Origin of the sequence: Prosthecobacter vanneervenii (assembly GCF_014203095.1) — a bacterium.
Classification (GTDB): domain Bacteria; phylum Verrucomicrobiota; class Verrucomicrobiia; order Verrucomicrobiales; family Verrucomicrobiaceae; genus Prosthecobacter; species Prosthecobacter vanneervenii.
Window position 1 is genome coordinate 486,486 of sequence record NZ_JACHIG010000001.1, and the last position, 25,771, is coordinate 512,256.

16 protein-coding genes are annotated in these 25,771 nt (G+C 60.7%); 5 read left to right on the forward strand and 11 right to left on the reverse strand.

Features of this window, described 5'->3' with window-relative positions; translation table 11 throughout:
- Nucleotides 1–20: 20 nt before the first annotated feature.
- From HNQ65_RS01740 to HNQ65_RS01750, 3 genes are all read right to left on the reverse strand, one after another.
- Nucleotides 21–623 carry an Ntn hydrolase family protein gene (locus tag HNQ65_RS01740; protein WP_184337741.1) on the reverse strand — a complete coding sequence of 201 codons (603 nt, stop codon included), beginning with the start codon at nucleotides 621–623 and terminating at the stop codon, nucleotides 21–23.
- Between the two features lie 68 nt (nucleotides 624–691).
- Nucleotides 692–1,903, reverse strand: a complete 1,212-nt coding sequence (locus HNQ65_RS01745) for a nucleoside monophosphate kinase (RefSeq protein ID WP_184337743.1) — start codon at nucleotides 1,901–1,903, stop codon at nucleotides 692–694.
- A 60-nt stretch (nucleotides 1,904–1,963) separates the two neighbouring features.
- Nucleotides 1,964–6,094, reverse strand: coding sequence for a DUF7133 domain-containing protein (locus tag HNQ65_RS01750; RefSeq protein ID WP_184337745.1), 4,131 nt, complete (start codon nucleotides 6,092–6,094; stop codon nucleotides 1,964–1,966).
- 115 nt (nucleotides 6,095–6,209) lie between these two features.
- Between HNQ65_RS01750 and HNQ65_RS01755 the strand changes: the two genes are divergently transcribed.
- Nucleotides 6,210–7,043 carry an AraC family transcriptional regulator gene (locus HNQ65_RS01755; protein ID WP_184337747.1) on the forward strand — a complete coding sequence of 278 codons (834 nt, stop codon included), beginning with the start codon at nucleotides 6,210–6,212 and terminating at the stop codon, nucleotides 7,041–7,043.
- A 51-nt stretch (nucleotides 7,044–7,094) separates the two neighbouring features.
- Entirely contained in the window at nucleotides 7,095–8,483 is a 1,389-nt protein-coding gene (locus tag HNQ65_RS26490; RefSeq protein ID WP_221306012.1) for a hypothetical protein, read from the forward strand.
- Nucleotides 8,484–8,515: 32 nt separating this feature from the next.
- Here the strand turns inward: HNQ65_RS26490 and HNQ65_RS01765 are convergent, their stop codons facing one another.
- From HNQ65_RS01765 to HNQ65_RS01780, 4 genes are all read right to left on the reverse strand, one after another.
- A complete protein-coding gene (locus tag HNQ65_RS01765) occupies nucleotides 8,516–11,269 on the reverse strand; it encodes a phosphoenolpyruvate carboxylase (protein ID WP_184337748.1) in 2,754 nt (917 codons plus the stop codon).
- Between the two features lie 115 nt (nucleotides 11,270–11,384).
- Entirely contained in the window at nucleotides 11,385–12,695 is a 1,311-nt protein-coding gene (locus HNQ65_RS01770) for a Gfo/Idh/MocA family protein (protein WP_184337750.1), read from the reverse strand.
- Nucleotides 12,696–12,801: 106 nt separating this feature from the next.
- Nucleotides 12,802–14,091: a DUF1501 domain-containing protein gene (locus tag HNQ65_RS01775; protein WP_184337751.1), complete on the reverse strand. Its 1,290-nt coding sequence runs from the start codon at nucleotides 14,089–14,091 to the stop codon at nucleotides 12,802–12,804.
- A gap of 29 nt (nucleotides 14,092–14,120) precedes the next feature.
- Entirely contained in the window at nucleotides 14,121–16,187 is a 2,067-nt protein-coding gene (locus HNQ65_RS01780) for a DUF1549 domain-containing protein (protein ID WP_184337753.1), read from the reverse strand.
- Nucleotides 16,188–16,396: 209 nt separating this feature from the next.
- On the opposite strand from HNQ65_RS01780, the gene HNQ65_RS01785 reads away from it, so the two are divergent.
- Entirely contained in the window at nucleotides 16,397–16,906 is a 510-nt protein-coding gene (locus HNQ65_RS01785) for an FKBP-type peptidyl-prolyl cis-trans isomerase (RefSeq protein ID WP_221306013.1), read from the forward strand.
- A 38-nt stretch (nucleotides 16,907–16,944) separates the two neighbouring features.
- Here HNQ65_RS01785 and HNQ65_RS01790 read toward each other — a convergent pair whose 3' ends face one another.
- A complete protein-coding gene (locus HNQ65_RS01790) occupies nucleotides 16,945–18,963 on the reverse strand; it encodes an ATP-dependent helicase (RefSeq protein WP_184337756.1) in 2,019 nt (672 codons plus the stop codon).
- Nucleotides 18,964–19,045: 82 nt separating this feature from the next.
- Nucleotides 19,046–20,353 carry a S8 family peptidase gene (locus HNQ65_RS01795; protein ID WP_184337757.1) on the reverse strand — a complete coding sequence of 436 codons (1,308 nt, stop codon included), beginning with the start codon at nucleotides 20,351–20,353 and terminating at the stop codon, nucleotides 19,046–19,048.
- A gap of 128 nt (nucleotides 20,354–20,481) precedes the next feature.
- Here HNQ65_RS01795 and HNQ65_RS01800 point away from each other — a divergent pair, with 128 nt between their 5' ends.
- Complete coding sequence (locus HNQ65_RS01800) at nucleotides 20,482–22,257, forward strand: SLC5/6 family protein (RefSeq protein ID WP_184337758.1); 1,776 nt, start codon at nucleotides 20,482–20,484, stop codon at nucleotides 22,255–22,257.
- Nucleotides 22,254–22,406 (forward strand): hypothetical protein, encoded by a 153-nt coding sequence (locus HNQ65_RS01805; RefSeq protein WP_184337759.1) that lies wholly within the window; start codon nucleotides 22,254–22,256, stop codon nucleotides 22,404–22,406. Before HNQ65_RS01800 ends, HNQ65_RS01805 begins: the two co-directional genes overlap by 4 nt.
- A gap of 13 nt (nucleotides 22,407–22,419) precedes the next feature.
- Here the strand turns inward: HNQ65_RS01805 and HNQ65_RS01810 are convergent, their stop codons facing one another.
- Nucleotides 22,420–23,397: a DUF3500 domain-containing protein gene (locus tag HNQ65_RS01810; RefSeq protein WP_221306014.1), complete on the reverse strand. Its 978-nt coding sequence runs from the start codon at nucleotides 23,395–23,397 to the stop codon at nucleotides 22,420–22,422.
- 62 nt (nucleotides 23,398–23,459) lie between these two features.
- The gene (locus tag HNQ65_RS01815) at nucleotides 23,460–25,631 is read right to left on the reverse strand and encodes a CHASE2 domain-containing protein (protein ID WP_184337761.1); all 2,172 of its coding nucleotides are present in this window, start codon (nucleotides 25,629–25,631) and stop codon (nucleotides 23,460–23,462) included.
- Nucleotides 25,632–25,771 lie beyond the last annotated feature (140 nt).

Genomic DNA, 25,771 nt, shown 5'->3' on the forward strand with positions numbered 1-25,771 from the left:
TAAAAGAAGGCGTATTCAGGCTATTTCTTGCGGCGTGTTTTGGGTTTCGGCGCAGAAAGCAGAGGAATATTGTGCAGCTCAAAGGGGCCGCTGGTGGCGCTGTCAAACTCAGCAGCAGCCTCCAGTCCGATGCGGGCGATCTCTTCGGCGGTCTTGCCTTTGTCATAGGCTGCCTGCATGGCACCCAGCGCGTAGTCGCGGCCCGAGCCTGCGGCCCAGAACTTGTGAAACTGCTGCGCAGAGCGGTAGGAGTAGATGGCAAAGATGCCATGCGCATTGGCCATGAGACCGTAGAACTGCGTGGTCTCGTACTCCTCCCCTTTGTCAGGAGCGGCGGACATGAAGTATTCCACTTTCAGCCAGGCGTGGGCATGACGGAAGGTTTCAAAGATGGCCTCGCAGGAGGAGAAATTGCGCGGACGCTCCGGATTGGCAAAGTAGCTGTTCAGCACCACGAGGCTGGCCGAGGTGCCCACCAGCCCGATGTAGGTGTCTTCGATTTTGGCGATCTTCGTCTTGTTGACGATGTGCTGCGCCTTTTGCCGCAGAGAGCCAAGACAGCTGAGCGTATCCGCGCCAATGCAGGCGACGCCGTTTTTCTGAGCAACAACGATGGTGGACATGAGAGCCTGATGTTTAAAGAGAACGCAGGAGCTGCGCAACCTTCAAACAACAGGCATACGATCTGGCGCTACCCGCGGCGGATCTCCGAGCCTTTGAAGATGATGCGGAAGCGGAAGACCTTCTTTTTGCGGCAGGTGATCTGTCCCGTCTGCAGGTCAAAGCGCTCAGGGATCTCGATGCGGTGCAGGTCCGCCGTGGCGTGGTAGCCGCGCTCGGAAAAGATGTCGATCAGCATGGCCAGGGCTTCTGGATCGTGGAAGAGCTTGTCCTCAGTGTTGATGTCCGCCCGGCCGGAGATCGCGTGTCGCACGATGATGGGCATCATCTTCTCCTGGATGAAGGCCACCACCGCCTGCATGAGCTCAGGCTTTTCCACCTTGTAGCTGTCCAGACGGCGCACCAGATCCTGGCGCGCATGACGCACGATCTCGCTGGCCAGCGGCAGGTCGCGCAGCTGGTCAAAGGTGCGCGGATCGAGCTCCAGCGAGCTTTGGTACTCCAGCTCACGGATGATGTTGTCCTGCACCAGCTCCAGCGGAGCCTGGGCGTTGATGAAATGGTAATGGAAGATCTCTTTGAGAGAGACCAGCGCATCAAACGTCTTTTCCTTGAAGACCTTGTAGCGATTGCGTGCCAGGGCGGGATCAAAGTCGGTGGCGCGCTCCTCCCAGAGTTCGCCGATGCCGGAGCTGCGCACCTCTTCATTGTGTGCCAGCACCTCCTTGCCGCGCTTGAGCTGGCGGGCGATGCTTTCCGCCTCATCCACAAACAGCACCATGATGTGGAAGATGGGCTGCTTGAAGTGCGCGGCATCCGGCGTCTGTGAAAACTCACGGCGCAGTCGGATCATCTCATCAAAGAGCATCTTGAGGCACTCCACCTGCACCTTGGTGCGCGGAAAGCCGTCAAGGATGGCGCCATTCTGCTGCTCGGGCTCCAGCAGCTTGCGGATGAGGATGCCCACCACCTCGCGGTCGCCCACCATGCCACCTTGGGCTTTAAGCTTCTTCGCCTCCGGGCTGTCCAGCAGTGCACTCACCACGATGGGCTCGGCGGTGATGCCGCGCACCTCGCGGATGAAGTCGGTGTTGGTGCCTTTGCCCGCACCGGGGGCACCGCCCAGCAGGATCAGCTCTTTGGGAAAGCGCAGCTTCTCGCGGCCATAGTCGGCTTCGAGCTGTTTCCAGACATGATTGAAGATCAGCTGGGCGTCTTTGATTTCCAGGTCCGCCGGAGCGGCGGGCTTGGGGGCAGGTTCTGGGGGCGTGGTGGGCTGCATTCGGTGGCAGTGCGCCTATCGTGATTCCCAGCGGTCTGTCAAACAGGAGTCATGCCCCTTTTAGCCCTTTAGTGTCATCAAATGCGCCAGCAGATCGGCCACCTGCTGATCCTGCAGCGCGTCCAGCAGCCCCTCGGGCATGAGGGAGCGGCGGATGAACTTGGTGCTGCGGATGTCCTTTTTGTCCAGCCGGCGGTCCGGCAGGCCGGGCTGGCGGATGACGGTGGCCTGCTTGTCCTCGCTGACAAAGAAGGCGTCGATGAGATCGCCATTCGTCATTTCCACCCGAAAGATGCGGTAGCCGGGCTCCATGGCGGCATTGGGCGTGAGGATATTGCGCAGCACGGCCTCCAGACCCATTGCACCTGCGCCGCTGAGGTTTGGCCCGATCTGACCGCCTGCATTGCCGATCTGGTGGCAGGCCATGCAGATGGCGCTGAGGGCCTTGCCATTTTGCGCGTTGCCCTTGGGGGCGAGCGCCGTGAATTTGGCAAACTTGCTGTCCAGGGCCTTGGCCTGCTCCTCGGTGAGCAGTGGCGGTGTGTCGATGGTTTTGGCCATGCGCGCGCCTTTGCCAAAAACTCCTTTTTTCCATTGTTCAGCGGACGTGTAGGTCAGATCAACTCCTGTGGCTATGATGCGGTCAAACGTGGCACGGATCTCCTGGGCACTGCGTGCTTTTTTCCATACCCGGAACTCAGTCATGGCGCCTGTCGTGCCCTGCTTCGGACCGCTCCAGCCGATTTTGCAGTTCGCCCACTTCGCGGGGGCAGGCTTGGTGCCCGCGGCGTCGAGTTCACCGTTTTGATAAATGCGGATGATGCCCTTTTCATCGCGGGTGACGGCGAGATGCGTCCACAGATCTGGCGTCATGGGCTTGGTGGCCACGCAGACATCCTTCAATTCGCTGCCCGCATACACACGGAATCGGGAGGCAAAGAAATTCATGTCCACACCACCGGGGATGCCAAGCAGGCTGTCAGCGTTGCTGATGCCCTCGGCCAGACGCACCCATGCCTCGACCGTGAAAGGCCCGTCGAGCGTGATCTTGGAATCGACCCAGGCGGTGTCTTCGCCATTCAGCTGCAGAACCTCATGGAAGATGCCCCCCAGCTTCTGCTGGAGCTTTTCGATCATGGGGTCATCTCCCAGCACGGTGGCGAGACGTTCGACGGTCGAGCCGTCGAGGTCAGTTTGCGGAAGGCTTTTGTCCACCAGAGCGGCGACGATGGACTGAGCCCCGGTCTTGGTGCTGGCCAGTGCGGCGAGCGCACTCCGCCGCTGAGCAGGCTGGAGCTTTGGATAAAGGGCAAGCAGTTTGGCTACGGCGTCGGGGGAACGTGAGGCGGCAAGCGCCTGCAGTGCGGCGTCTCGGACGAGCGGGTCGGGTTCCGACTGCACGATCAAAGCCAGGGCAGCCGAGGCGCTGCTGTGCAGATCTCTCAGGGTATTGAGAAGCGCGACCGACCGTTGCTTCTCCAAAAGTGCGATGAGGTCGCCTTCGAGGGCTGTGAGCTGAAAGCCCCCGATGAGCTGCAGGGCCAGCGGGTCCGCATCACTTTGCAGCATCTGCTTCGCTGTCTGTGTAAGCAGCGGTGCAATCTTGGCTGAATCAAGTTTGGTGCGCTGGACCAGCAGCTTCTCAGCGACTGCGGTGCGCGATTTCTCATTCATCAGCATTGCCTTCAGCGACTCGCCGACTCCAGCTTCTTCGGGAAACTGCGCCAGCCGCAGGAGCTCTTCATCATTGGGCGCGCGGTCGAGTTGTGGCAGGAGTTTGGCCACACGCGAAGCGCTGGCTTTCGGCTCCAATGCCAGCGAGGCCAGCACGCGGGCCTCGACGGGCAGTTTGGCTGCGGCGTCAGAGTCGAGGAACTTGGCAATGACATCTGGATGGCGTTCCAAAAACATGCGCACAAGGAAGCGCTCAAATTCCCGGTCATAGGCCTCGCGCACAGGAATCTGTTGCGGGCCACGGGAAGATTGCCCCAGAGGGCCGGGAAGCGAGGGTTTGGCGAAGGAAAGCAGCTCGCCGATGTTTTCCTCAGTCAGTGAACGGCCAAGAAGGCGTATGGCCTTGCTCTTGCTGGGAAATGCGTATTCGGATGCAGACCAGTGGCCGACGGGCAACTGGTCTTTGTCCTGCAGCGTCTGCCACGCCAGATGGGCACGGCCCAGAGGTGATGAAGCAAGCATGGATTGCAGCTCTTTCGTTTCGAGCTTGGTGAAATCGGGAATGCTGGAGACGAACTTGGAAGTCGCTTGCACAGGCTTTACACGCCAGATGCGGCCGCGTGTCTTATCCCGGTCTGGATGCGCCCTCGGCACCTCGTTGTGGGAGATGATCTTGTTGTACCAGTCCACGATGTAGATGCAGCCATCGGGTCCGTTGGTCAGACCCACGGGGCGGAAGAAGGGATCATCGCAGGTGAGGAGGTCGGCGAGTTGTTCGAGCCGCAGACCGGTGACGTTGCCCTGCTGCGCATCGCCAGGCTGAGTGCGGTGGAGAGCGATGGTCTGGACCTTGGAGGTGATGGGGTTGGCGACGGCCATGACGTGGGCCGCTTTTGGGTCGCGGAGAGATCCCTCTTCGATCAGCGCCAGACCGCTCAATCCTGTGCCACCCATGCGAAACTCAGCGGTCGGCGGAAAGTCGGGCTGGTAGCTTTTCTTCAGCGCCTCCATGCCGCCGGGGTAGTAAGCGTATTCGTGGAAGGGCATCACGGGGTAGCCGTAGTCGTTGGCCTCCTGGATGAAGGCCTCACCTTCACTTGTGAGAACGAGTCCCCAGATGTTGTTCGGCCCGATGCTCGTCATCTCAAACCCGCTGCCATCCGGGCGCATGCGTGCCATCCCGCACTTGGGGTAATCGATGACCACATCGCTGCCGGGCTTGTGCACCTTGCTGTTGTTAAAGAGGCCCTGCGCCATCCAGATCCAGCCGCCAGGAGCACGGGTGAACTGATGCGGAAACAGGTGCGAGTCCTGCACGCCGAAACCGGTGAGGATGACCTCGCGCTTGTCAGATTTGCCATCGCCATCGGTATCCTTAAGCAGCAGCAGATCATGGCCGTGCAGCGTGTAGCAGGAGTCACCATTGCCCCAGGGGAGGATGCCCAGCGGGATGGCCAGGCCATCGGCATAAACGGTGGGCTGGGTGAGTCCACCTGCGGGAATCGGCGCATTCACCGACTCCCGCGGATAGACGAGCACCTTGTCCTTGCCCCGCGCCGCATAGACGGCCTCCGCTGCAGCCGGGTTTTCATTCGCATCCACCGGATACTCCAGCGCCGTCTGGGTCCACAACCGGCCACGCTGGTCGAAATAGACGCTGACAAATTTGCCGATGCCGTCGCTTTCCTGAATGACCAGCTCGATTTCATAGCCGTCTGCGACATGGAATTTCTTGAGCTGCTCCTGCGCGGTGAGCGGCGTGCCCTGCACGTTGTTGTAGCTGATGTCGCGCTTGGGCGCTGCTGCGTCGGCCTGCGGCTTCGGCGGCGGGGCCACGAGCTTGCGTGCGGCATCTACTCCGCCAAGGGATTCCCAAGTCGGCGCACCGGGTGTGGCAGGCAGTTCTTCAATCGTCACATCCTTCACCTGCACGAGGCAAACACCGCCGCTGTGCACCTGCGGGCCGATGAGTCCGTCCAGCGCGATGTTTTTGTCCGCCTCAGTGTAGTCCATGCAGTGCACGCCGTTGATCCAGGTCTGAATGCGTGGGCCCTCTGCACGGATGCGGTACTCATTCCAGCCGAAGACATCCACCGCTTTGTCCAGCGCCGCTTGCTGTTCCGGTGTGGGAGCCCAGATGACTTTGTTTCGGCGGAACTCGTCATAAATTTTGCCGAACCAGCCGGCCCCGCAGTCCACCTGATACCCCGTCATGTGCGCGCCGCCGGGCACGCGCAGGCTGCGAATCTGGATGCCGCTGTTGAGCATGCCGGTCTTGGGATCACCACTGACCTTGATCTTAAGTTTCAGGTCAAAGTTCTGGTAGCTCTTCTTGGTGCAGATGAAGTGGTTCTCCTTGATCTTCTCCGTGGTGGAGCCGCCGGTGATCATGCCATCCTCCACACGCCAGATTTTAGGATCGTAATCCCAGCCTTCGAGAGTCTTGCCGTCAAACAGGGACACGGGCTCCGCGTGGAGCGCTGTGGCTAGGAGAAAAAAGGTCAGGGCATGCTTCATGGCTGGCTGGTAGTACGAGGTGGATAATCTCAGGCTAGCAGGACCGCATGCACTGTGTCATGCCTGAAATGCACCTGTACGTGACAGCGCAACTCTTCCGCGATTAAATACGGGCATGTCCCAAGACCTTGCCGAAACGACGCTCGACGGCCCGCGCACCCGGCGCTGGGTGGTGGAGGCGCGGGAATGCGTGGAGATGACGACGCACCGCATGGCACGCTTTGGCATGGACGAGGCGCTGCCTCCCTACAAGCGCGTACGCATGAGCCCGGAGGGCAGCTTTGTGCTGGCATGTGTCAGCGGAGAAGGGGCCATCCTTCTCGATGGCCGCTGGCAGCGTGTCAGGCCCGGCATGGTCTGCCTGGCACCGCCGCGTGTGCTGAATGCCTTTGAGGCCAAAGGTCGCGAACGCTGGTGCTTTGCCTGGGTGCGTTATGATGAGCCCAGCTTCGTCACTCCGGTGGTGGGTGCTGCATCTCCCGTCATGCCCACCGCGCATGCGGGTGAAATAGCGCGCATCATCTCCGGTCTGCGTGCTGAGTGGGAAGGGGAGCGCGAGCCACGACTGCTGCATCACTGGCTGGAGCTGCTGCATGGCACCATACGCCGTATCGCGCAGCCCTGGCGCAGCAATGAACCCCGTGTGGCAAAGCTCTGGGCAGACGTCTGTCAGGATCTCAAGCGCGACTGGACGCTCGCCGAGCTGGCTCATCGAAGCCATTGCAGTCCCGAGCATCTGCGCCGGCTCTGCATGAAGGAGCTGGGCCGCAGCCCCATGCAGCACCTCACCTGCCTGCGCATGGAGCAGGCCCGCCGATTCCTGGAAGCTGGAAACGACAAGCTCGAAGTCGTGGCCGCCCGCGTCGGCTACGCCAATGCCGCGATCTTCTCCCGTGTGTTCAGGCGCTGGGTCGGTGTAGCGCCGGGGGAGTATCGGGGAAGGGCCTGAAATCGATTCAATCATTGACGCTTTCGGCCGGGCGTCACTATTCTGCCATCCATGTGGCGCACATTTCTTTGCCTCGGGATCATGCTGTCCAATGCTCTCATTGCGTCGGAAACCGGCGGGCTCCGACTGGTCTCCGACCTGAATCCGGGGGCGGAGGGCTCCAGTTTATCGGGTTTTTTTGTGTGGAATGGCAGGGCTTGGTTCAAGGCTGCCACCAGGCAAGGCGACAAAACAGTGTGGGCACTCCATGCTTCCGACGGCAGCACGACTGGCACACGACGCATCAAAGATTTTCCGCCGCAGGAACACGGGTCGATTTTTGACAATCCCTTTGTCTATGAGAACCGGTTGTACTTCCAGGGACCTAATGCCGCTCTGGGGAAGGGCAGCCGGATCTGGGTGACGGACGGCACCGAGGCCGGCACCCGGCCCATATCCGAAGACGGCAAAGATGTGTGCGATGAGTTCAAGCCGTTTCTGATCGGCGAGCGCCTGGTGCTCTCGCTTCATGGCGACTACAACGGGCATGGACTGGTGGCGCTCAATCTCCACACCGGGGTGACGGAGACTCTCGCGGTGCCTTTTGATGGCTGGGAGGACTATACCGATGGCGCCATGCTCAAAGGAGCAATGCTGAAGCTGGATCTTGATGGCCGGGTGTTTTGGAGCATCGATGGCACACGCAAGGGATTGAAAAAGCTCGTGCTGCCGGGAATGCCGGTTTTTGAGAATGATGACGGCATGAACCAGTTCATCGCTATGCCGAATGGAGTGTTGATGCTCCCCAACGGGCAGCGGAAGCCACCCTTGGATTTGTGGCATACCGATGGAAAATCCGTGGTCAAGCTGGCGTCGTGGTGGCCTGACAATCCTTTCTCCGAACTCTGGTTTGGACGTCTGGGTGATCTTGGTCTGGTGCTTGCGTATGATCGGACCCGGCGTTGTGGCTTGTGGAGCAGTGATGGCACGGTGGAAGGTTCCAGGAACATTCTGGACAGCGATCCCTATCATGATGCCAGCTTCTCATTCCAGCCGGGGCGGCAGTCGCAGCCGTTGATTGCTGGAAACAAACTCTTCTTTGAAATGGATGACGGCAAGCATGGCCTGGAGCTATGGGTCTCGGACGGCACCAAGAGCGGCACGCACCTGGTGATCGACATCGCGCTCGGCAATGAAGATGCTGGAATTTTCAAACTGTTTCCGATGGCGGATGGCCGCGTGTTGTTCCAGCGCAAGAACGCAAATTCAGGGACGGATGTGTGGGTCTCTGACGGGACAGAAGATGGATGCCGCAGACTGGCCGCCCTCGAACGGGCAACCGATGTCGTTGCAGCGCTCCAGGGAATGATTCTGCTGGTTTCCGATCATGATCAGTTCGGGCAGGAACTGCATGCGCTGGACATTCCGCAGCCAATCGTGCCCGCAGCCAAGTCTAAATGACTTCGGCGCGGAACCGAGGCTGTATGCAAAGTTTAACCCGTCGTCCGCAGCCCGGAAGCAATCGCATTGATCGAGATCAGAAGGTCGGTGACCATGGCATCGGCGGCTTCGGTTTTGCCAGCGGCCTGGAGGCCCCGCCATTCGCGGAGCAGGGCCACCTGCTGATGATGCAGCACCTTCAGCGGCTCTTCGCGGATGTTCAGCGTGTAGGCCAGTCGCGGACGGCGTTCTTCAAAGGTGCCTTTGAAAAGTTCGTCGATGATGCTGCGGGTGGCTTCGTATTCGGAGAGGATGGTGTTCAGGAAGCGATCTCGCACGGCGGCATCCTCCACCAGACCTGCGTAGGCGCACATGAGGTCGGTGTTGGCGCTGACGAGCGAGCTTTCGATGTTGGTCAGCACGTAGCGCAGGAAAGCTGAGCCGGGCAGGGCGGCGGCGAGGGTTTCGTAGCCCTTCGGGTCGTCGGTCTTGAGCTTGGTCAGGGCGCTGCCGGCACCAAACCAGCCGGGGAGGTAGAAGCGCGACTGCGTCCACGAAAAGACCCAGGGAATGGCGCGCAGGTCATCGAGCGAAGCCTGGCCGGTGCGGCGGGCGGGACGCGAGCCGATGCGGGAGTTTTCCAGCGCATCGATCGGTGTGGCCTGCCGGTAGAACTTCATAAAATCCGGCGCGTGCAAGAAGGCGCGGTAGGCATCGCGGCTGTCGGCAGCCAGCTTGTCAAAGAGCGGCTCCAGGGCGGGTGGGGCGCTGGATTCTGTGCAGCGATGACGCGCGGTGGCCGCTGTGGCGGAGGCCATGAGCAGCTCGGCATTGTAAACAGCGGAGCCGATGTGCGCGTATTTCTGCGCGATGGTTTCCCCCTGCTCGGTCATGCGCATGCCGCCGCTGAGAGAGCCGTGTGGCAGCGCCTCCATGAACCAGTGTGTGGGGCCCGCGCCGCGGCCGACGGTGCCGCCACGGCCATGGAAGAAGATCGGGCGCACACCGTGGCGCTGGATCGTGCTGGAAAGCTCGCGCTGTGCACGATGCAGGGCGCACTGGCTGGCCACGATGCCGCAGTCCTTGTTGGAGTCGGAGTAGCCCACCATCATCTGGAAGACCGGTGTGCCGCCCTTGCTCTGGGCAAGGAGGCTGCGCTTGGCGATAGGATGTGACAGGAAAGCCTCGACGATTCCAGGGCCGGATTCGAGGTCGCCCATGGTTTCAAACAAAGGAACGACGGGCAATGGGCACACAAGGCCATCATCGCTCCAGGTCATGAGTCCGGCTTCACGGGCCAGCAGGAAGACCACGAGCATGTCCTCGACGTTGCGGGTCATCGAGATGATGAGGGAGCCCAGGCCTGCATTGCCAAACTTGGAGCGGTGGTCGGCCAGCACGCGGTAGCAGTTGAGCACGGTGTCTGCCTCGGGCCCTGCGGAGATGCCAGGGGCGAGGAAGGGGCGCGGAGAGGCCAGCTCACGCTCCAGCAGCTCGCGCTTCTGCTCGAGGGGCCAGCTGATAAAGGAGCCACCGTTTAGCAAGCCTGCGGCACGCAGGAGCTGATCGAGCGCCTTTTCGTGGAAGGCGGAATTCTGGCGCACGTCGAGCACGGCTGAGTGGAACCCGAAGGCGGTGAGATTGCGGCGGAAGGGCACGATCTGCTCTTCGACGACGGCCTTGGAACCCACGTCGAGCAGGGTTTGTGCGAGGATGTCGATGTCAGTCCGCAGTTCTTCAGGCTGCACATAGGCGGCAGGCGAGGAGGGTTTCTCAGTGGCGAGCACGACCTTGGCGCGCATGAGGTAAACGGCCGCACGCCAGGGCTCCTCCTTGTTGCGCTCCAAGATGTAGGCCAGATCCACGCTGGGCTCGGCCTTCAGCTGGGCGCTGAGGTCCTCGATGAGTTCCGTGAGCTGTGGTGGTGTGACCTGGAACAGCGAGCTGAGTGGCAGATGGAAGGCAAGTGCTTCGAGAGCACGACGCTGCACACGCAGGGCGTTCTTGCGCATGGTTTGCAGGGCATGGCGGGTGACGTCAGCCGTGACAAAGGGGTGGCCGTCGCGGTCACCTCCGATCCAGGAGCCAAAGCGGATCAGCGGCGGCAGGGTGTCGATCTTGGCCACATCGTATCCAGCGGCCTGCCAGGCTTCACGCAGGTGCACATGCGCGCGGGTTAGGGCTTCAGGAAAAACATCCCGGAGGTAGTGCAGGGCGTTTTGCAGCTCGGCCTCGATGCTCGGGCGTGTGACATGGATCTCTCCGGTGCGCCAGAGATTCTCCAGCTGGGTACGCAGCTGGCTTTGCAGACGGGCCTGCTCACGCGGGGTGTAGGCCGCGTTTTCATGCCGGTTCATCAGGCTGTAGATCTCGCGGTGCAGCTCGCGCACTGTCTCGCGCTTAGCCTCGGTGGGGTGGGCGGTCAGCACTGGCTCCACACAGACGTCCTTCAGGGCGGCGAGGATGTTGGCCTCATTCAGCCCCAGTGTGCGCAGCTGCTTGAGGTTGTCTGCCCACAGGCCTTTTTCAGCTTCGGGTCCACTCTTCTTTTCCCGCAGACGGCGGATCTGGGAGGCGGCGCGCTCCTCCACCACATTGAGCATCTGAAAGGCGATGGAATAGGCTTGGCCGAGGGAGCGGGTGGCCTTTTTGGGTGCCCCGGTGCCGATCCACGGCAGGCTGTCCGCCAGCTCAGGCTCACCCATTTGCCGCAGAACGGCCGAAAAGGCCTCCATGAGATAGCGAAGGTCGTCTTCGAGAAGTTGAAAGCCGTGGGTGCGGAGGTTTTGCGGAGGTGTTTCGGACATGGCTGGGCTGGTGCTGACAAGACAAAGCAGGAAGGATGCCTGATTCACTATCAGCCATGCCGAAAACCGCAGGAAAAGCCAGCGATCAAGCACCAATCACCGGAATCTGACCTTTTCAGACCGGGTACTGCCAGGGCTTGCGGTACTCGCGCCCCATCAGCTTGGCGGCATCGGCATCGCCTAGAATCTGCTCGTTGTCCGCATCCCACTGGATGCTGCGCCCGGTTTTGTAGCTGATCATGCCCAGCAGGGGCAGGCAGGAGGAGCGGTGGGCGCTCTCGATGTCAGCCACCGGCTGTTTCTTCTTTTCAATGGCGTCGATGAAGTCGCTCCACAGCAAGGCGATGTTGTGGCCGTGGGGCTCCTGAAGCTGGTGATTGCCATGCTGCTCGGTGCCTTTGGGATCGGCGGGATAGAAGGTCCAGCCATCGCGCCAGCCGATGTGCAGCACGCCTTTCTCGCCGTAGAAGTAGCAGCCGATCTTGTGCTTCTCGTTGTTGTTGTCGGCAAATTTGCGGTGCTCCCACACAGCGGTGAACTGCTCAAACTCAAAGGTGGCCACCTGATGGTCAGGGGCATCGGTGGTCTGTTCGGCATCAGTGAGCACGGCAGGACCGGCTACAGGGCGGCCGCCGGTGCAGAAGACTTTCTTCGGCCCCTTCTCGCCGCTCCAGATCATGATCTGGTCCAGCCAGTGCACGCCCCAGTCGCCCATCGTACCATTGGCGTAGTCGAGGAAGTTGCGCCAGCCGCCGGGGTGCAGCTTGGTGTTAAAGGGGCGCAGCGGGGCCGGGCCGCACCACATCTCCCAGTCCATGCCTTCGGGTACCTGGCTGTTGGGCTTGGCCTGTTCGGGGCCGCCTCGGCTGTCTGCAAAGGCGCGTACCATGCCCACTTTGCCCACGGCTCCAGATTTGAGGAACTTCATGGCCTCCACATGATGCGGGCCGATGCGCCGGTGCAGCCCCACCTGCACCACCACGCCCGCCTCCTTTGCGGCCTTCACCATGGCCTTGCTTTCGTTGATGGTGTGCCCGGTGGGCTTTTCTACAAACACATGCGCCCCGGCCTTGCACGCAGCAATGCTCTGCAGCGCATGCCAGTGGTCCGGTGTGGAGATGATCACGATCTCCGGCTTCTCCTTGTCCAGCAGTTCACGGTAGTCCTTGTAGAGCTTGGGCTCGTCATCGTTCAGGCCGTTGACTTCATCGCTGGAATTGGAGGCCACATCCTCATGCACATCGCACAGAGCACAAACCTTCACCCGGCCTGAAGCGATGGCCTCCTTGAGGATGTTCATCCCCCACCAGCCGCATCCGATCAGCGCCGTGCGGTACTTTTTGGCCGGATCTGCCCCGAAGATGTGAAACGAGGAGGCGGCAAACGCAGCGGAAGTGGCGGAGATGAAATGGCGGCGGGAGGTCATGGATGGTGACGATGAAAGCATGAGCTCCCTGAATACGCCAGGCATCCCGAAGCCTTTGCGGAGAATTCCTGCGTGTATAATCCGCGAGTACTCTCGTCCGAAGCCTCTACGCAAACACCTCCATGATCGCCTTGCCCTTGTCGCCGACTGTAAACGGACGGTTGCTGGGGGACATGACGATTTCATCGATGGGCAGTCCGAGGCTCCAGCCGATGGTGGAGAGGAAATCCTGCGGGCTGGCCTGCTTGTCCGCCACGGCCATGCCTTCCTTGTCGCTGGAGCCGTAGATGAAGCCGCCTTTGACTCCACCACCGGCCAGCAGCGTGGAGAAGACCTTGGGGTGATGATCACGCCCCGCGTTGCCGTTGATCTTGGGTGTGCGGCCAAATTCGGAGCACAGCACCACGAGGGTGGATTCAAGAAGGCCGCGCTCCTTCAGATCATCCAGCAGCGCGGAGAGCGCCTGGTCCAGTTCGGCACCGTGCTCGTCGAGGCCGTCGTCGATGTTGTTGTGCATGTCCCAGCCGCCTTTGGCCACTTCGACGTAGCGGATGCCTTTTTCCACCAAGCGGCGGGCCAGCAGGCAGCCTTGGCCAAACTTGCCCTTGCCGTATTTTTCCTTCAGCGCGGCAGGCTCCTCGCTCAGCTTGAAGGCCTCCAGGTCCGTGCTGGACATGATGCTGATCGTCTTTTCGTAAAACTGGGTGTAGCTTTTGACTTCGGAGGTTTTGAAGCGCTCTCGGAATCCGCTGTCCAGTTGCTCCAGCAACGCCAGGCGCTTGGTCATCGCATCCGCGCTGGCCTCGCTCTTGGCGTATTGCAGTCCCGCATCAGGATCGAGGATGGGCAGCGGCGCAAAGCTGGAGGGGAAGAAGCCGTTGCCATTCTGCGGCTGGCGGTTCACACACACGCTTGAGGGCAGCGTCTTGTGGCTGGCACCGAGGAAGTGCTGTGCCCACGCACCGATGTTCGGATGCTTGATGGTGCCGCGCTCCTCATAGCCGGTGCGGATGATGTACTGGCCTGCCGCATGCACGCCAGTCTTGGAGGTCATGCTGCGGATGATGCTGATCTTGTCCGCATGTTTGGCCAGATTTTCCATCGTGCCGCCCAGCTGAAAGTCAGCCTTGGTCTTGATCGGCGCCTTCGGCCCCTGAGTAGGGCCGTCCTTGGGGTCCAGCGTGTCGATATGGCTCATGCCGCCGACCATCTGGAGAAAGATCACGTTCTTGGCCTTGCCAAATCCAGGGCCGGAAGGCGTGGCTGCTTTGGACTCCTCGGCAAAAAGAGAGCCACGGCCAAAGCCATGCAACACGGTGACGCCAAGTGCGGCGCTGGCCCAGCGCTCGCAGAAGGTGCGGCGGGAGAGGTGATCGAGCTGGTTTTGAAGTTTCATGACAGTCAGCAGTTGGGTGGTTTCAATGACTATTCCACGAAGACGAATTCACGGGTGTTGAAGAGCACCCAGGTCAGATCCCGCAAGGTGAGTCCGTTGTTCAGCGCTGCCACGGAGTTGCTCAACTCATCCGGGCGCGGCTTGCGGCTGAAGAAGCTGAGGTAGAGGCTTTCGACCTTCTTTTCTGATGACTCCTGCGAATTGGCAGTCTGCACCACGAGGGAGTCATTCTGGCCGATGACACGCTGGGCCTCACCATTCATGAGCATGAGCACCTGCGGGATGCTGCCCTCGGTGCTTTCGCTGTCGGCGATCTGCCGGTCGCTCTGGCCAAACATGCGGAGGAAATGCTGGTCCTTCTCCGGCTGTGGCAGCTCGGAGGCGCGTGCCAGCACCAGGCCATTGCGCACGGGCGGAGCCAGCCCCATCTGCTCCTCCTCCGTCTGGCTTCCCTTATTTTTCTTGTTGGGTTTCGCTCCTGCTTTGGCTCCTCCAAACTGGCGCATGCTGGCGATGGCGTTCTCAATTTGACTTTTGAGTGCATCAGGAGAAGCGCCACCACTGAAATCGATGTTCATTGCCTGAGCATAGGTCGATCCACGATGGCCTTTGAATTTGTCCACATCCGCGCCGATCACCAGCGTGGCGCAGGAGTCCCAGGCCTGCTCGGAGGTCATGCGGCGAAGGATGGGGCCAGGGAAGTGGTAGGGCTCATTGTCGACCAGTTCATGGCTGGTGGCCTCGCGCTGGTAGGTCTGGGTATTGCACAGCACACGGAGGAACTGCCTGAGATCAAACTTGAGGCGCACCATTTCATTGGCCAGGTGATGCAGCAGAGCGGGATTCACGCTAGCATTGGGATCATCCAGATCCGTGACCGGCTCCTTCACGCCGATGCCAAAGATGTGCTTCCACATGCGGTTGGCGATGGTCATGGCAAAGCGCGGATTTTCCGGCGAGGTCATCCATTTTGCGAACTGCTCGCGCAGCTTTTCGTCGTGCTTCACCGGCTGGGCCTGGTAGGCCTTCTTGGTCTTGTCATCGCTCCAGGTGATGAGCTTGGGCTTCACGGGATCTCCCGGTTTTGCGTCCGGATACTTATAATCATCCGGCATGGTGAGATCGTTCTCCGTGGTGTTCTCCACGGCCAGGGCGTTCACGCGCAGGAGGTTCTTGGCCTGCTGCTGCAGCTTTCGGTCTCCCAGTGAGGCAAGGACCTTCTGCATGCCCTTCATGCCGGAGTTGCCCTTGGCACCATACGTTTCGGTAGCTCCAAAGAAGGCCGCCATTTCGTAGAACTGACGCTGCGTCCAGTCGGCAAAGGGGTGATCGTGGCACTGGGCGCAGGAGACATTGGCTCCGAGGAAGGTGCTGAGCGTCAGGCTCAGATTGTCCAGCCGCATGCCGGCATCCCGCAGCAGGTAGCCGGTGGCGCCGTTTTCCAGCAGCTTGCCATCGGCGTTCATCATTGAGTACACGATCTTGTTCCAGGGCGTGTTGTCGGCGAGCTGCTGCTTGAGCCAGTCCTGGTAGGTGTAGAAGCGTGCTTTCTGCGCCACATCCGCCATGCGCAGCATGTCAGCAAAGTAGTTGAATAGATGGCTGTTAAAACCCGATGACTTCAGCAGGCGGTCGATGACATGCGCACGTTTAGACACGCTGGGATCATTGATAAACTCCAGCGTCTCCTCTCGGGTGGGGATGCGGCCCACCAGATCCAGAAACACCCGGCGGACGAACTGCTCGTCCGAAGCCAGCGGGTTCGGTTTCTGCTCCGCCTTCTTCAGCCCGGCCTCCACCAGCATGTCGATCTGCGCAGCGGCTTGGGCCAGATTGGGGTCAGAGGGGATGCCCAGACCTTCGGGCTTGAGGGTTTTCGCAGCCGCCTGGTCGGCAGCGGAGAGCTTGTCCAGTGGCAGCCGATAGACATAGCCATTACGGACCTGCAGGAAAACATTGCCGTTTTCGATGCCTCGGAAGGTCGCATCCAGTTTGCGGCCCTGGCTGTCTGTCCAGGTGCGATAGACTTCATTGTCGGCTCGGAGACCGGTGACGAGCAAAGCACAGGCAAGAGGAAGGCAAAGGCGCGTTTTCATGGTGGAATCGGTTGGATGGGCTGGCCCGATGCCCCCTGAAACGAAGTGATTTTCGAGAACTTTAGCCTTTTTTCACAATCCTTTATCACAAGGGCTGAAAATACGCCAAAGGCCTATAAACGTATGACTGCGAATGGAGTATCCTTCTTCGCAATCCCAGAGGGGCGTAAATGCTTGACGAGGCGGGGACGATACGGCAGTGCTGCCCGATGATGAACGCCCTCCGTACACGTCTTCCCCTGCGCCGCACCTTCATTGCTGGACTCGCCATGCTTAGCATGGTGTGCATGACGGCCGCTGGCGCTGCTGCCGAGGACGAGGTGCCGCTGCCAAAACTGCCTGACGGCGCTGGCCCCATGGACAAGAGCGCTCCGAAGACCTTCACCGTCACAGAGTCGGGTCTGAAATACCGCGTTCTACGCCAGGGCAGCAGCCTCAAGCCGGTGCCGCAGAGCCGAGTGGAGATCAACTACGTAGGCTGGCTTTACAACGGGCGGGTGTTTGACAGTTCATATGCCCGCGGGATGCCTACTGTGCTCTCTCTGGCCCAGGTGGTCAAAGGATGGACAGAAGGCATGCAAAAAGTGGGTAAAGGCGGCATGATCGAACTCGAGATTCCTGGTTACCTTGGCTACGGCCTTGCCGGACAGCCCTCCGGCGGCATCCCGCCCAATGCGACGCTGCACTTCATTGTGGAGCTGATCAATGTGGTGGAGTGAGTTTGGGGCGGCGTGCGTTGCATTAAGCAGCTCGCTCATCACCACCCGCTCTTCACATTCCACACTTCCACCAGATCCTTTGGCAGATCGGCGATGAAACGTGAGGGGCGCATCATGATGTCGCCATCCCGGGCTTGGTGATTGATGACCGGATAAGTCAGGTACAGCTCGTCCTTGGCGCGGGTGACGGTCACGTAGAAAAGACGGCGCTCCTCTTCCAGTGCGCTGTCGCCGCCTTCGTCGATGGCCCGCTTGTGCGGAAACATGCCATCCGCCAGCCAGACGGCGAAGACGACGCTCCATTCCAATCCTTTGGCCTGATGCCCGGTGGTGAGCGTGACGGCATCCCGATCCTGCTGCTGCTGCGCAGGATTGTTGTCCGTGTCCACGCCGCTGAGCAGAGAGAGCTGGCTGAGAAATTCGAGCGGGTCGGTGAAGCGGTCGCTGAAGTTGCTGAGCTGCTCCAGGTCCTGCTGACGCTGCTCGTAGTTCTTGAACTTCGCCTTCATGTAGTCTTCGTAAACTCCCTCGGTGATGCTGCGGATCATCATGGGTGGAGTCACAGGACGGCCTTCCTTGTCGATGAGCTCATCTAGGGTGAAGGCAAACTGGTCCCAAGTGGTCTTGGCCTTCTTGGGCACCTTCATCTGCACGAGCACTTCCGAAAAGGTGCAGGGCATGGTTTCGGCCTTGGAGGCGTCTGATTTGAGCCACTCCTGCCAGAGCTTGGCGGCGCTGACATTGCCGATGCCTTCGCACAGGCGCACCATGCGCATGAAGCTGACTTCATCCTGGCGGTTCACGGCAAATTTCATGAAGGCGGCCACGTCCTTCACATGCGCCTGCTCAAAGAAACGCAGGCCGCTGGTGATCTGAAAGGGAATGCCGCGCTGCGTCAGCTCCATCTGGATCTCCATACTGTGGAAATGCGCACGGTAAAGCACGGCGATTTCATTGACGTCCACGCCTTCATCCATCAGTTCCAGGATGCGCTGCGCCACAAAGGATGCCTGTGCTGAGGAACTGTCCAGGGCTACGAGCGCGGGCAGCATGCCTTTGGACGGACGCGCAGGCTGCAGGTTTTTGGGGATCTGCCCCCGGTTCATGGCGATGGTGGCATTGGCCAGATTCAGCACCTCGGGCACGCTGCGGTAGTTGACCTCGATCTTGTGCACACGGGCATGCGGCCAGTGCTTGTCGAATTCGAGTATGTTGGTCACATCCGCTCCGCGCCAGGAGTAGATGGACTGGGCGTCGTCTCCCACCACCATGAGGTTTCCCTGAGGCCCGGTCAGCAGCTCTACCATGCGGCACTGCAGGCTGTTGGTGTCTTGATACTCGTCCACCAGCACAAACTCAAACTGGCGGCGGTAACGCTCCAGCAGATCCTCGTTTTCCTCCAGCAGCTGCACGGTCAGCGCGAGGAGGTCGTCAAAGTCCATGCAGTTTGTCTCGCGCTTTTTCTCCTGGTAGAGCTTGCGCATCTTGATGATGCCGGAGGCCACCTCTTCAAAGTACGGATACCGCGTGTGGATGATCTCCTTCACGCTGCAGAGCGTGTTGTCAGCGAGGGAAAAGATGTCTCCCAGCACCTCGGCTTTCGGAAAGCGGTAGGTGGTGGTGTCGATGCCGCTGCTGCCCAGCACGGTTTCCATCAGGTCCTTCTGATCTTCGCGGTCCATGATGGAGAAGCCTTTGCGGTAGCCGAGGCGTTCGGCGTTGTAGCGCAGCAGGCGGTTGCCGATGGAGTGGAAGGTGCCGCCCCAGATGCGGCTGGCGTCCTGCGTGACCAGCGCCTGCACGCGCTCCTGCATCTCGCGTGCGGCTTTGTTGGTGAAGGTCAGCAGCAGGATGGATTCCGGTTGAATGCCGTTGTCCAGCAGCCAGGCCACGCGGTAGGTGAGGGTGCGCGTCTTGCCGCTGCCCGCACCTGCAATGACCAGCGCCTGCCCGGGAGGACTCGTCACCGCTGCATGCTGCTGCTCGTTCAGCTCCGCCTTGTAGTCGATGCGATTGCTGGGTTCGTGCGCGGTATGCAGCGTGTAGTTGCGGGCCATGGGGGAAATAGCGGGAGGAGTTCCGTGCGTCAAGCCGGTAGCCACTCCGCCTGTTCTACGTTTTAGATCTGCAGTATGACTGCTATTTTGGCAGTTGCAGCAGTCCCGCTCCTACAGCCACCGAAGGGGCGGAAAGTGGAAGCGCCGAACGCGTGAGGAGCGGAATGATATTCTGTGCATAATACCCTCTGCCCAGTAGATAAGCCACCACACCGCTCGTGATGGCGGAGGCCTGCGAGGTGCCGCTGCCGATGACAAGCTTGTTCCCGCTGTAAGCTGAAATAATGCCCACCCCAGGGGCTGCAAGCACCAGCCCCTCGCCCGAGTTCGAAAAATAGGCCTGCAAACCGGTGGCATCCACCGCCCCTACACTCAGCACGCCAGGGATGCCTGCGGGCATGGAGAGGGCGTCGAGCTGCTCATTCCCAGCGGCAGCCACCACCACGACGTTACGACTCAGGGCATAGTTCACCGCTTCATCCAGCACCGGCGAATCTCCGGTGGCGCCGAGGCTGATGTTGATGACACGCGCGCCCAGGTCCGTCGCCTGCATGATGCCGGAGGAAAGGAGCGCCGTATTGCTGTCGCCATTGCCATCCGCCACTCGCATGTCGATCAGCTTGGCTGCCACTGCCACCCCACCAGCATTGGCGTCATTGCCTGCTATGAGGGAGGCCATGGCGGTGCCGTGACCGTAGAAGGCACTGCCATCATTGACCAGATCGTAATGCGCGATCTGCACCCCCGCCAGTGCAGGATGATTCGTGATTCCCGAGTCCAGCACAGCCACGGTCACGCCCTTGCCCCAGCCCGAGCGATTTCCTGTCGCGCCAATGGCGTTGAGCATCTGCGTGCGGAAAGGGGCGCTGCCCCCGGCATTGGCAGTGTCAGTCTGCGGCGCAGGAGCTGGCACATTGGGAATGCGTGTGATGAGATTCGGGCCGATGTAGGCATAGTCCGAAGCATGATCCGTCAGATCGTTGTTGAGTCCTGCCGGTGATTTGAAGCGCACACGCACCATGCGCAGCTTGTGATCATACCCCAGCACCTCAAGGCCCAGCGCCGACGCGCGTGCACGAAAAGCCGCCATGGCTTCTGCGCTTTGAAAGGTCAGCAAGGCTTCATTGGGTACAGAGCCAGGAATGTTGAGCGTGTCGATGACCGGTGTGGTGACAGGCCCGGGTTCGGCAGCCTTGGCCGCGTCTGCTGGGGCCTTCGACACAGGTGCCGCAGCCTTTGGCTTGCCTGAATGCAGGGTGTGCTTGACCTTGGAAAGGTCGGCCTTGTAAGACTCCGCAGATTGGGATTCCCACACAAGCCAAAGCACCGATCCTGCCATGACGACGATGGCAGCGGCAAAAAAGACAATGGGCAGTCGGTTGGAGCGCATGGCGTTGCTCAGAGCCAAGCTCGCACATTGCGGCGCTGGCGCGAGTTCTGCTTTTAAAGAAAATTCGGCAGCTTACATTCCTGCACTCCCACCTTGTTGTGTCGCTCCATTAGCCTAACCTCGCCGCCATGTCGCAAAACAAAGAAGCCTGGGGATCGCGTCTGGGAGTCATCATGGCCGTGGCAGGCAGTGCTGTGGGCCTGGGCAATTTCCTGCGCTTTCCAGGACTGGCGGCGCAGTATGGCGGCGGTGCCTTCATGCTGGCCTATGCCATCTCGTTCCTCATCATCGGCCTGCCCGGTGGATGGGTGGAGTGGGCTATGGGCCGCTATGCTGGCAGCCGGGGCTACAACTCCGCGCCGGGTGCCTTTGCGGTGATCCTGAACAAACCTTGGGCCAAGTATGTGGGCGTCATTGGGGTGATCGTGCCGGTGGTGATCTACATGTACTATGTCTTCATCGAGTCCTGGTGCCTGGGCTATGCGGTGAAGTTCTGGACTGGCGGCGTGGATCTGACCACCACGGAGCAGACGGTGGCCATGTTTAAGGGCATGAGCGGCCAGCTTGCTGATGGCGCTGCACTGGCGACCTCCTGGGATGCCTCGCTGCCATGGCTCGTGCTGGTGTTTGCGTTCAATTTCTGGCTCATCTACCGCGGCCTCTCCGGCGGCATCGAGAAGATGTGCAACTTCGGCATGCCAATGCTCATCGTGCTGGCCCTGGTGGTGCTGGTGCGTGTGCTCACCCTCGGTGCGCCGGATCCTGCCAGACCACATGACAACGTGGTAAACGGCCTGGGCTACATGTGGAATCCCAGCAAGGTGCAGATCGAGCGCACACAGCCAGCAGCGGGCGAGGCCCGGATGGTGGCTGAGGTGGTGGGCAGCGCAGCCATCGCTGCCGCCAAACAGAAGGCGGATGCCAGCGGCGGCGCACTGCGTCTGGTGACCATCTCGCCGTGGCAGCAGCTTAAAAATCCGCAGCTGTGGATGGCGGCCGCAGCGCAGATCTTCTTCAGCCTCGCTGTAGGCTTTGGCATCATCATCGTCTATGCCAGCTACTTGAAAAAGAAGGATGACGTGGTGCTCAGCGGACTCACCGCCAGCAGTGCCAATGAGTTCTGCGAGGTGGCGCTGGGTGGGCTCATCACGGTGCCTGCGGCGGTGGCATTCCTCGGCATTGCCTCCGTGGCGGGGCAGGGCACTTTTGGGCTCGGATTCACCGTGCTGCCGCTGGTGTTTGCCAAGATGCCGCTGGGGGCGTTTTTTGGCGGGGCTTTCTTCTTCATGCTCTTTCTTGCCGCCATCACCAGCTCCATCGCCATGCTGCAGCCGGGCATCGCCTTTCTGGAAGAGGCCATGAATGTGGGGCGCAAGGTCAGCGTGACAGTGCTCGGCCTGCTCACCACGCTGGGCACGGGATTCGTGGCCTACTTCAGCAAGGACCTCAAGGCTCTGGATACGCTGGACTTCTGGGTGGGCACCTTCCTCATCTTCATCCTGGCCACCATCCAGACTCTGGTCTTCGGCTGGCACTGGGGCATCTCTCGTGGCATGCAGGAGGCGCACCACGGCGCCACCATCCGCATCCCGCGCCTCTTTGGCGGAATCATCAAATGGGTCTGCCCGGCATTCCTGCTGACCATCTTTGCCATGACGGTGCTGAGCAGTGTCTTCGGTTTTGATTTCGACACGCTGACTTTCGGCAGCGCCTCGTCCTATGTGATGGACCTAATCGGCGGCACCAAGGGCGGCCGCCCGGTGGAGACCAGCCTGGCCGCGCAGCTCAGCGTGGCTCTGGTGCTGGTGCTTTCGTTCTTTTTTCTCCTGCTCACGGCACGTTCTGTCATCTTCCGCCGTGCCGAGCAGAATCTGGACAAACATTCCACACCACCCTCCTCATGACCGCTGCGGGATTCATTGTCATGCTTCTCTCCGTTGGCAGCGTCACGCTGCTGTTTGGCTGGTGCGTATGCAAAGTGCTCAGCACTCCGGATGAAGCCGGGAAAATGCATGGCGCTGAAGGCCGCACGCCTGACTGCGATGAGGAGTAGTGCCTGCGCCAGCTCAGACCGGCAGATGGAAGTAGCCGTGGATATGCGGATAGCCGCGGAAGTACCACACAAACTCCGGGCTCTCGATCTGCCAGGTGTCCCAGACCTTGTCTGAGCCGATGTCATAGACGCCGCCGTAGCAGGAGACAAAGACACGCTCCACCAGCTTCTTGTCCGTGATGGTCTTCATGGTGGCCTTGACGTCATCTGGACGGAAGCACACCAGCATGCGGCGCATGGTTTCCAGCAGCTTGGCCTGCTGATCCTTGCTGAGGTCCGCACCGCACAGGCCGGGCAGGTCGGTCTTGCGCTTTTCGATCACCTTGGCCGGGCTCTCTGGCCGGGGCTCGCGGCCCACCAGGATTTTCTCCTGCTGCTTGCCGTCGAGCGCCTGGACGAATTCATTGAAGACCAGCCCCTGATACCAGAAGGGATTGCCCTCGTGGTCCTTGGTCTCGCGGAAGGCCTTGGCAAAGTTGCCGTAGAAGATGGGGCGTCCGCCAAAGCCGAAGCCCTTGTCTGAGCTGGCGCGGCAGCGGCGGGTCACATGGTGCCCGGTGTAAATGAACTCAAAATCCTCATCCGCCGGGGTGCCAAAGAATCCCACGGAGGGCGTGTTCTTGATCTGCCCCATCAGGTCCTTCTGCACCTGCCAGTTCATCTTCTCGCGGTAATCGGGATGGTGCAGCGACTCAAAGATCTGCCGCACCAGATCCTGCTGATCTTTGCTGTAAAAGGTGTGCAGACGCTGGTCCGGGCAGATGTACCACCAGTTGCTCACGTAGCCGCGCTGTGCGTGGTCACTTGGCAGGACGATCTTGGCGTGCTGCTCCTCGCTGAGGCTCTTGTAGAACTGCATCGGCAGGGAGTCCTTTCCCGCAGCCGCAGGAGCGGCATGCAGCGAGGGAAAGGCCGCATAAGCGGCGCTCATGCCCAAAGCACGCAGGATCTCACGGCGGCTGACGGGCTTTCTCTCGAAGGGAGCAGACAAGGTGTTCATGGGGGCATTCTCACAAAGCCCCGGGGAAAAGACCAGCAGGAAATGCGGCGGGGCTACTTCGTCTTCATCACATACACGCCATCCCAGTCGGCGGGCGGGGGATCGAGCTTCATGGCGTCGCAGCGTTCGATCATCACAAGGGAGGGGTTGCTGTCTTTGTGCATCTCGCGGCGGGCGGAGCGCTCAAAGAGGGCGCGGGCAGCATCCCACTTCTGCGCCTGATACGCGGCGATGCCTTTGTCAAAGATGGAGAGACATTCCTCGATCTCCGGGGTGAGGTCCTGGGTGAAGCACACCAGCTCATACACCTCGGCGGGCTGGCTGCGGCCTTTGACCACGATGCGGTCCAGAAAGCGGAAGGTGATGTCGTCCTGGTGCTTTTCAGAGAGCGTCTTGGTCTCTCCGGTGACCATCGTATAAACGCCGTAGCTCTTGGCTCCGCTCTCGCTGCGGGCGGCCAGGTTCACGGTGTCTCCCATCATGGTGTAGTTGAAGCGGCGGCGGGAGCCCATGTTGCCGATGACAGCCAGACCCGAGTTCAGACCGATGCGGGTCTGCATCTGATGCACGATGTCAGGCCATCCGCCTTCATGCTTCCATTTGCGCCGCAGCTCCAGCTGGCGTTTCTGCATCTGCAGAGCGGCGGTGCAGGCGCTGTGGGCGTGGCCTTCGAAGTAAAGCGGTGCGCCAAACATGCCCACAATGGCGTCCCCGATGAACTTGTCGAGCGTGCCGCCGTTGTCGTGCAGGATGTCGGTCATCTCGCTGAGGTAGTCGTTCATCAGCGTGACGAGGCGCTCGGGACTGAGCTTTTCGGAGAAGGAGGAAAATCCGGCGATGTCGCTGAAGAAGGCGGTGATCTCCGCCTGCTCGCCGCCGAGCTTGGGTTCCTCTCCAGAAGCGATCAGCTGCTTGACCACCTGTGGCGCGAGGAAGGTGCCAAACATGCTGGTGATGCGGCTTTTGGCGCGCAGCTCGATGATGAGCCGGTGCAGGATGGAGCCGCCCTCCACCAGCAGGAAGCCGAGCACCGGCCACGCCACCGGCAGGTGCATGCTCTCCAGGCGGAAGAGATGAAATGCAAAGTAAACATAAGCCCCCACAAAGAGCGTGGGCACCAGTACCGCCAGCCAGATGGGACCAAAACGCACAGGCAAGATAGTGAAGAACGCGATGAGGATCCAGATGCCGATGAGCTTGAGATGCTCTGGCTGCTGGATGTAGTCCCCTGTGAGGATGTTGCTTATGGCGTTGGCATGCGTGAGCACTAGCGCCGTCTGCGGTCCGTGAGGAGTTGGCCCAAGGTCTGAGAGCCCGTCAGCCGTCTGGCCGATGAAAAGGATCTGACCTTTGACGGGCGGAAATTCAGCAGGCCATTCACCGCCTTGATGCGCGGCCAGTTGCCCCAGCAGCCCGGCATAAGGGAAGACTTTGAAGGTGCGCGGGTGGCGGTAGTTGATGGTCATCTGCCCGGCGGCATCAACGGGAATGCTCCAGGTCTTGCGGGTGCCTTTCACCTGGATGCTGCTGCCGAGAATGACACTGACGGCGTCTGTCTCCACGCCCTCATGACTCAGCAGAGCCTGTAGCACGAGGCTGGGAAAAACATGCGTGCCGCAACGAACGATGAGCGGAATCTGCCGCCGGACGCCGTCGGGGCCGGGTGGTGAATTCACAAATCCGGCGTGCGAGCTCTCTCCGATGATGCCCACGGGCATCAGTCCGGTGTCCTCGCCGATGATGAGCCTCTGATCTCCCTCGATGTTTGAGATGGCTTTGGTATTGGCGGCGAGATCGCTCTCATACGGCTTCGTATTTTCCAGCTTCTGTGCCATGGCGGCGGTGATGGAGACGGGAGAGAGCGCGAGGGCATCTCCAAACTCCTGATCCTGCGCCGGGTCGGAGCTGGCCTCGGTGAAGAGAAGATCGAAGGCCACGGCGGAGGGCGGGCGTGAGTCGAGCAGCTTCATGAGCTGCGCGTGCACGCTGCGCTGCCAGGGCCAGCGGCCCAGCTTTTCCAGCGCGTCCTCATCAATGCCCACCACGAGGACTTGTGGCGCGGCGGGCGGGTCCGACCATGCACGGAGCTGAAAGCGCCAGTCCAGCGTGAGGTTTTCCAGATCCTGCCCCAGCCGTGTGCCGCTGAAGGAAAGCGCAAGAAACAGCACCAGCGGGAGCAGGAGCATTTCAAAGCGCAGGCTACGGTTTTTTTTCCTGCGGCTCATGTGCGGGGCAGCGGGTTAGTGAGCGCGAACCTCCGAGTCCGCAGCAGGTGGCAGCCACCAGCGTCAGAGGATGCCTGCTGCGGGGGGCAGACAGGGTAGTGCCCCGCAACGGGGATGGCGCGCTGTGAAGCGCAGAGCCG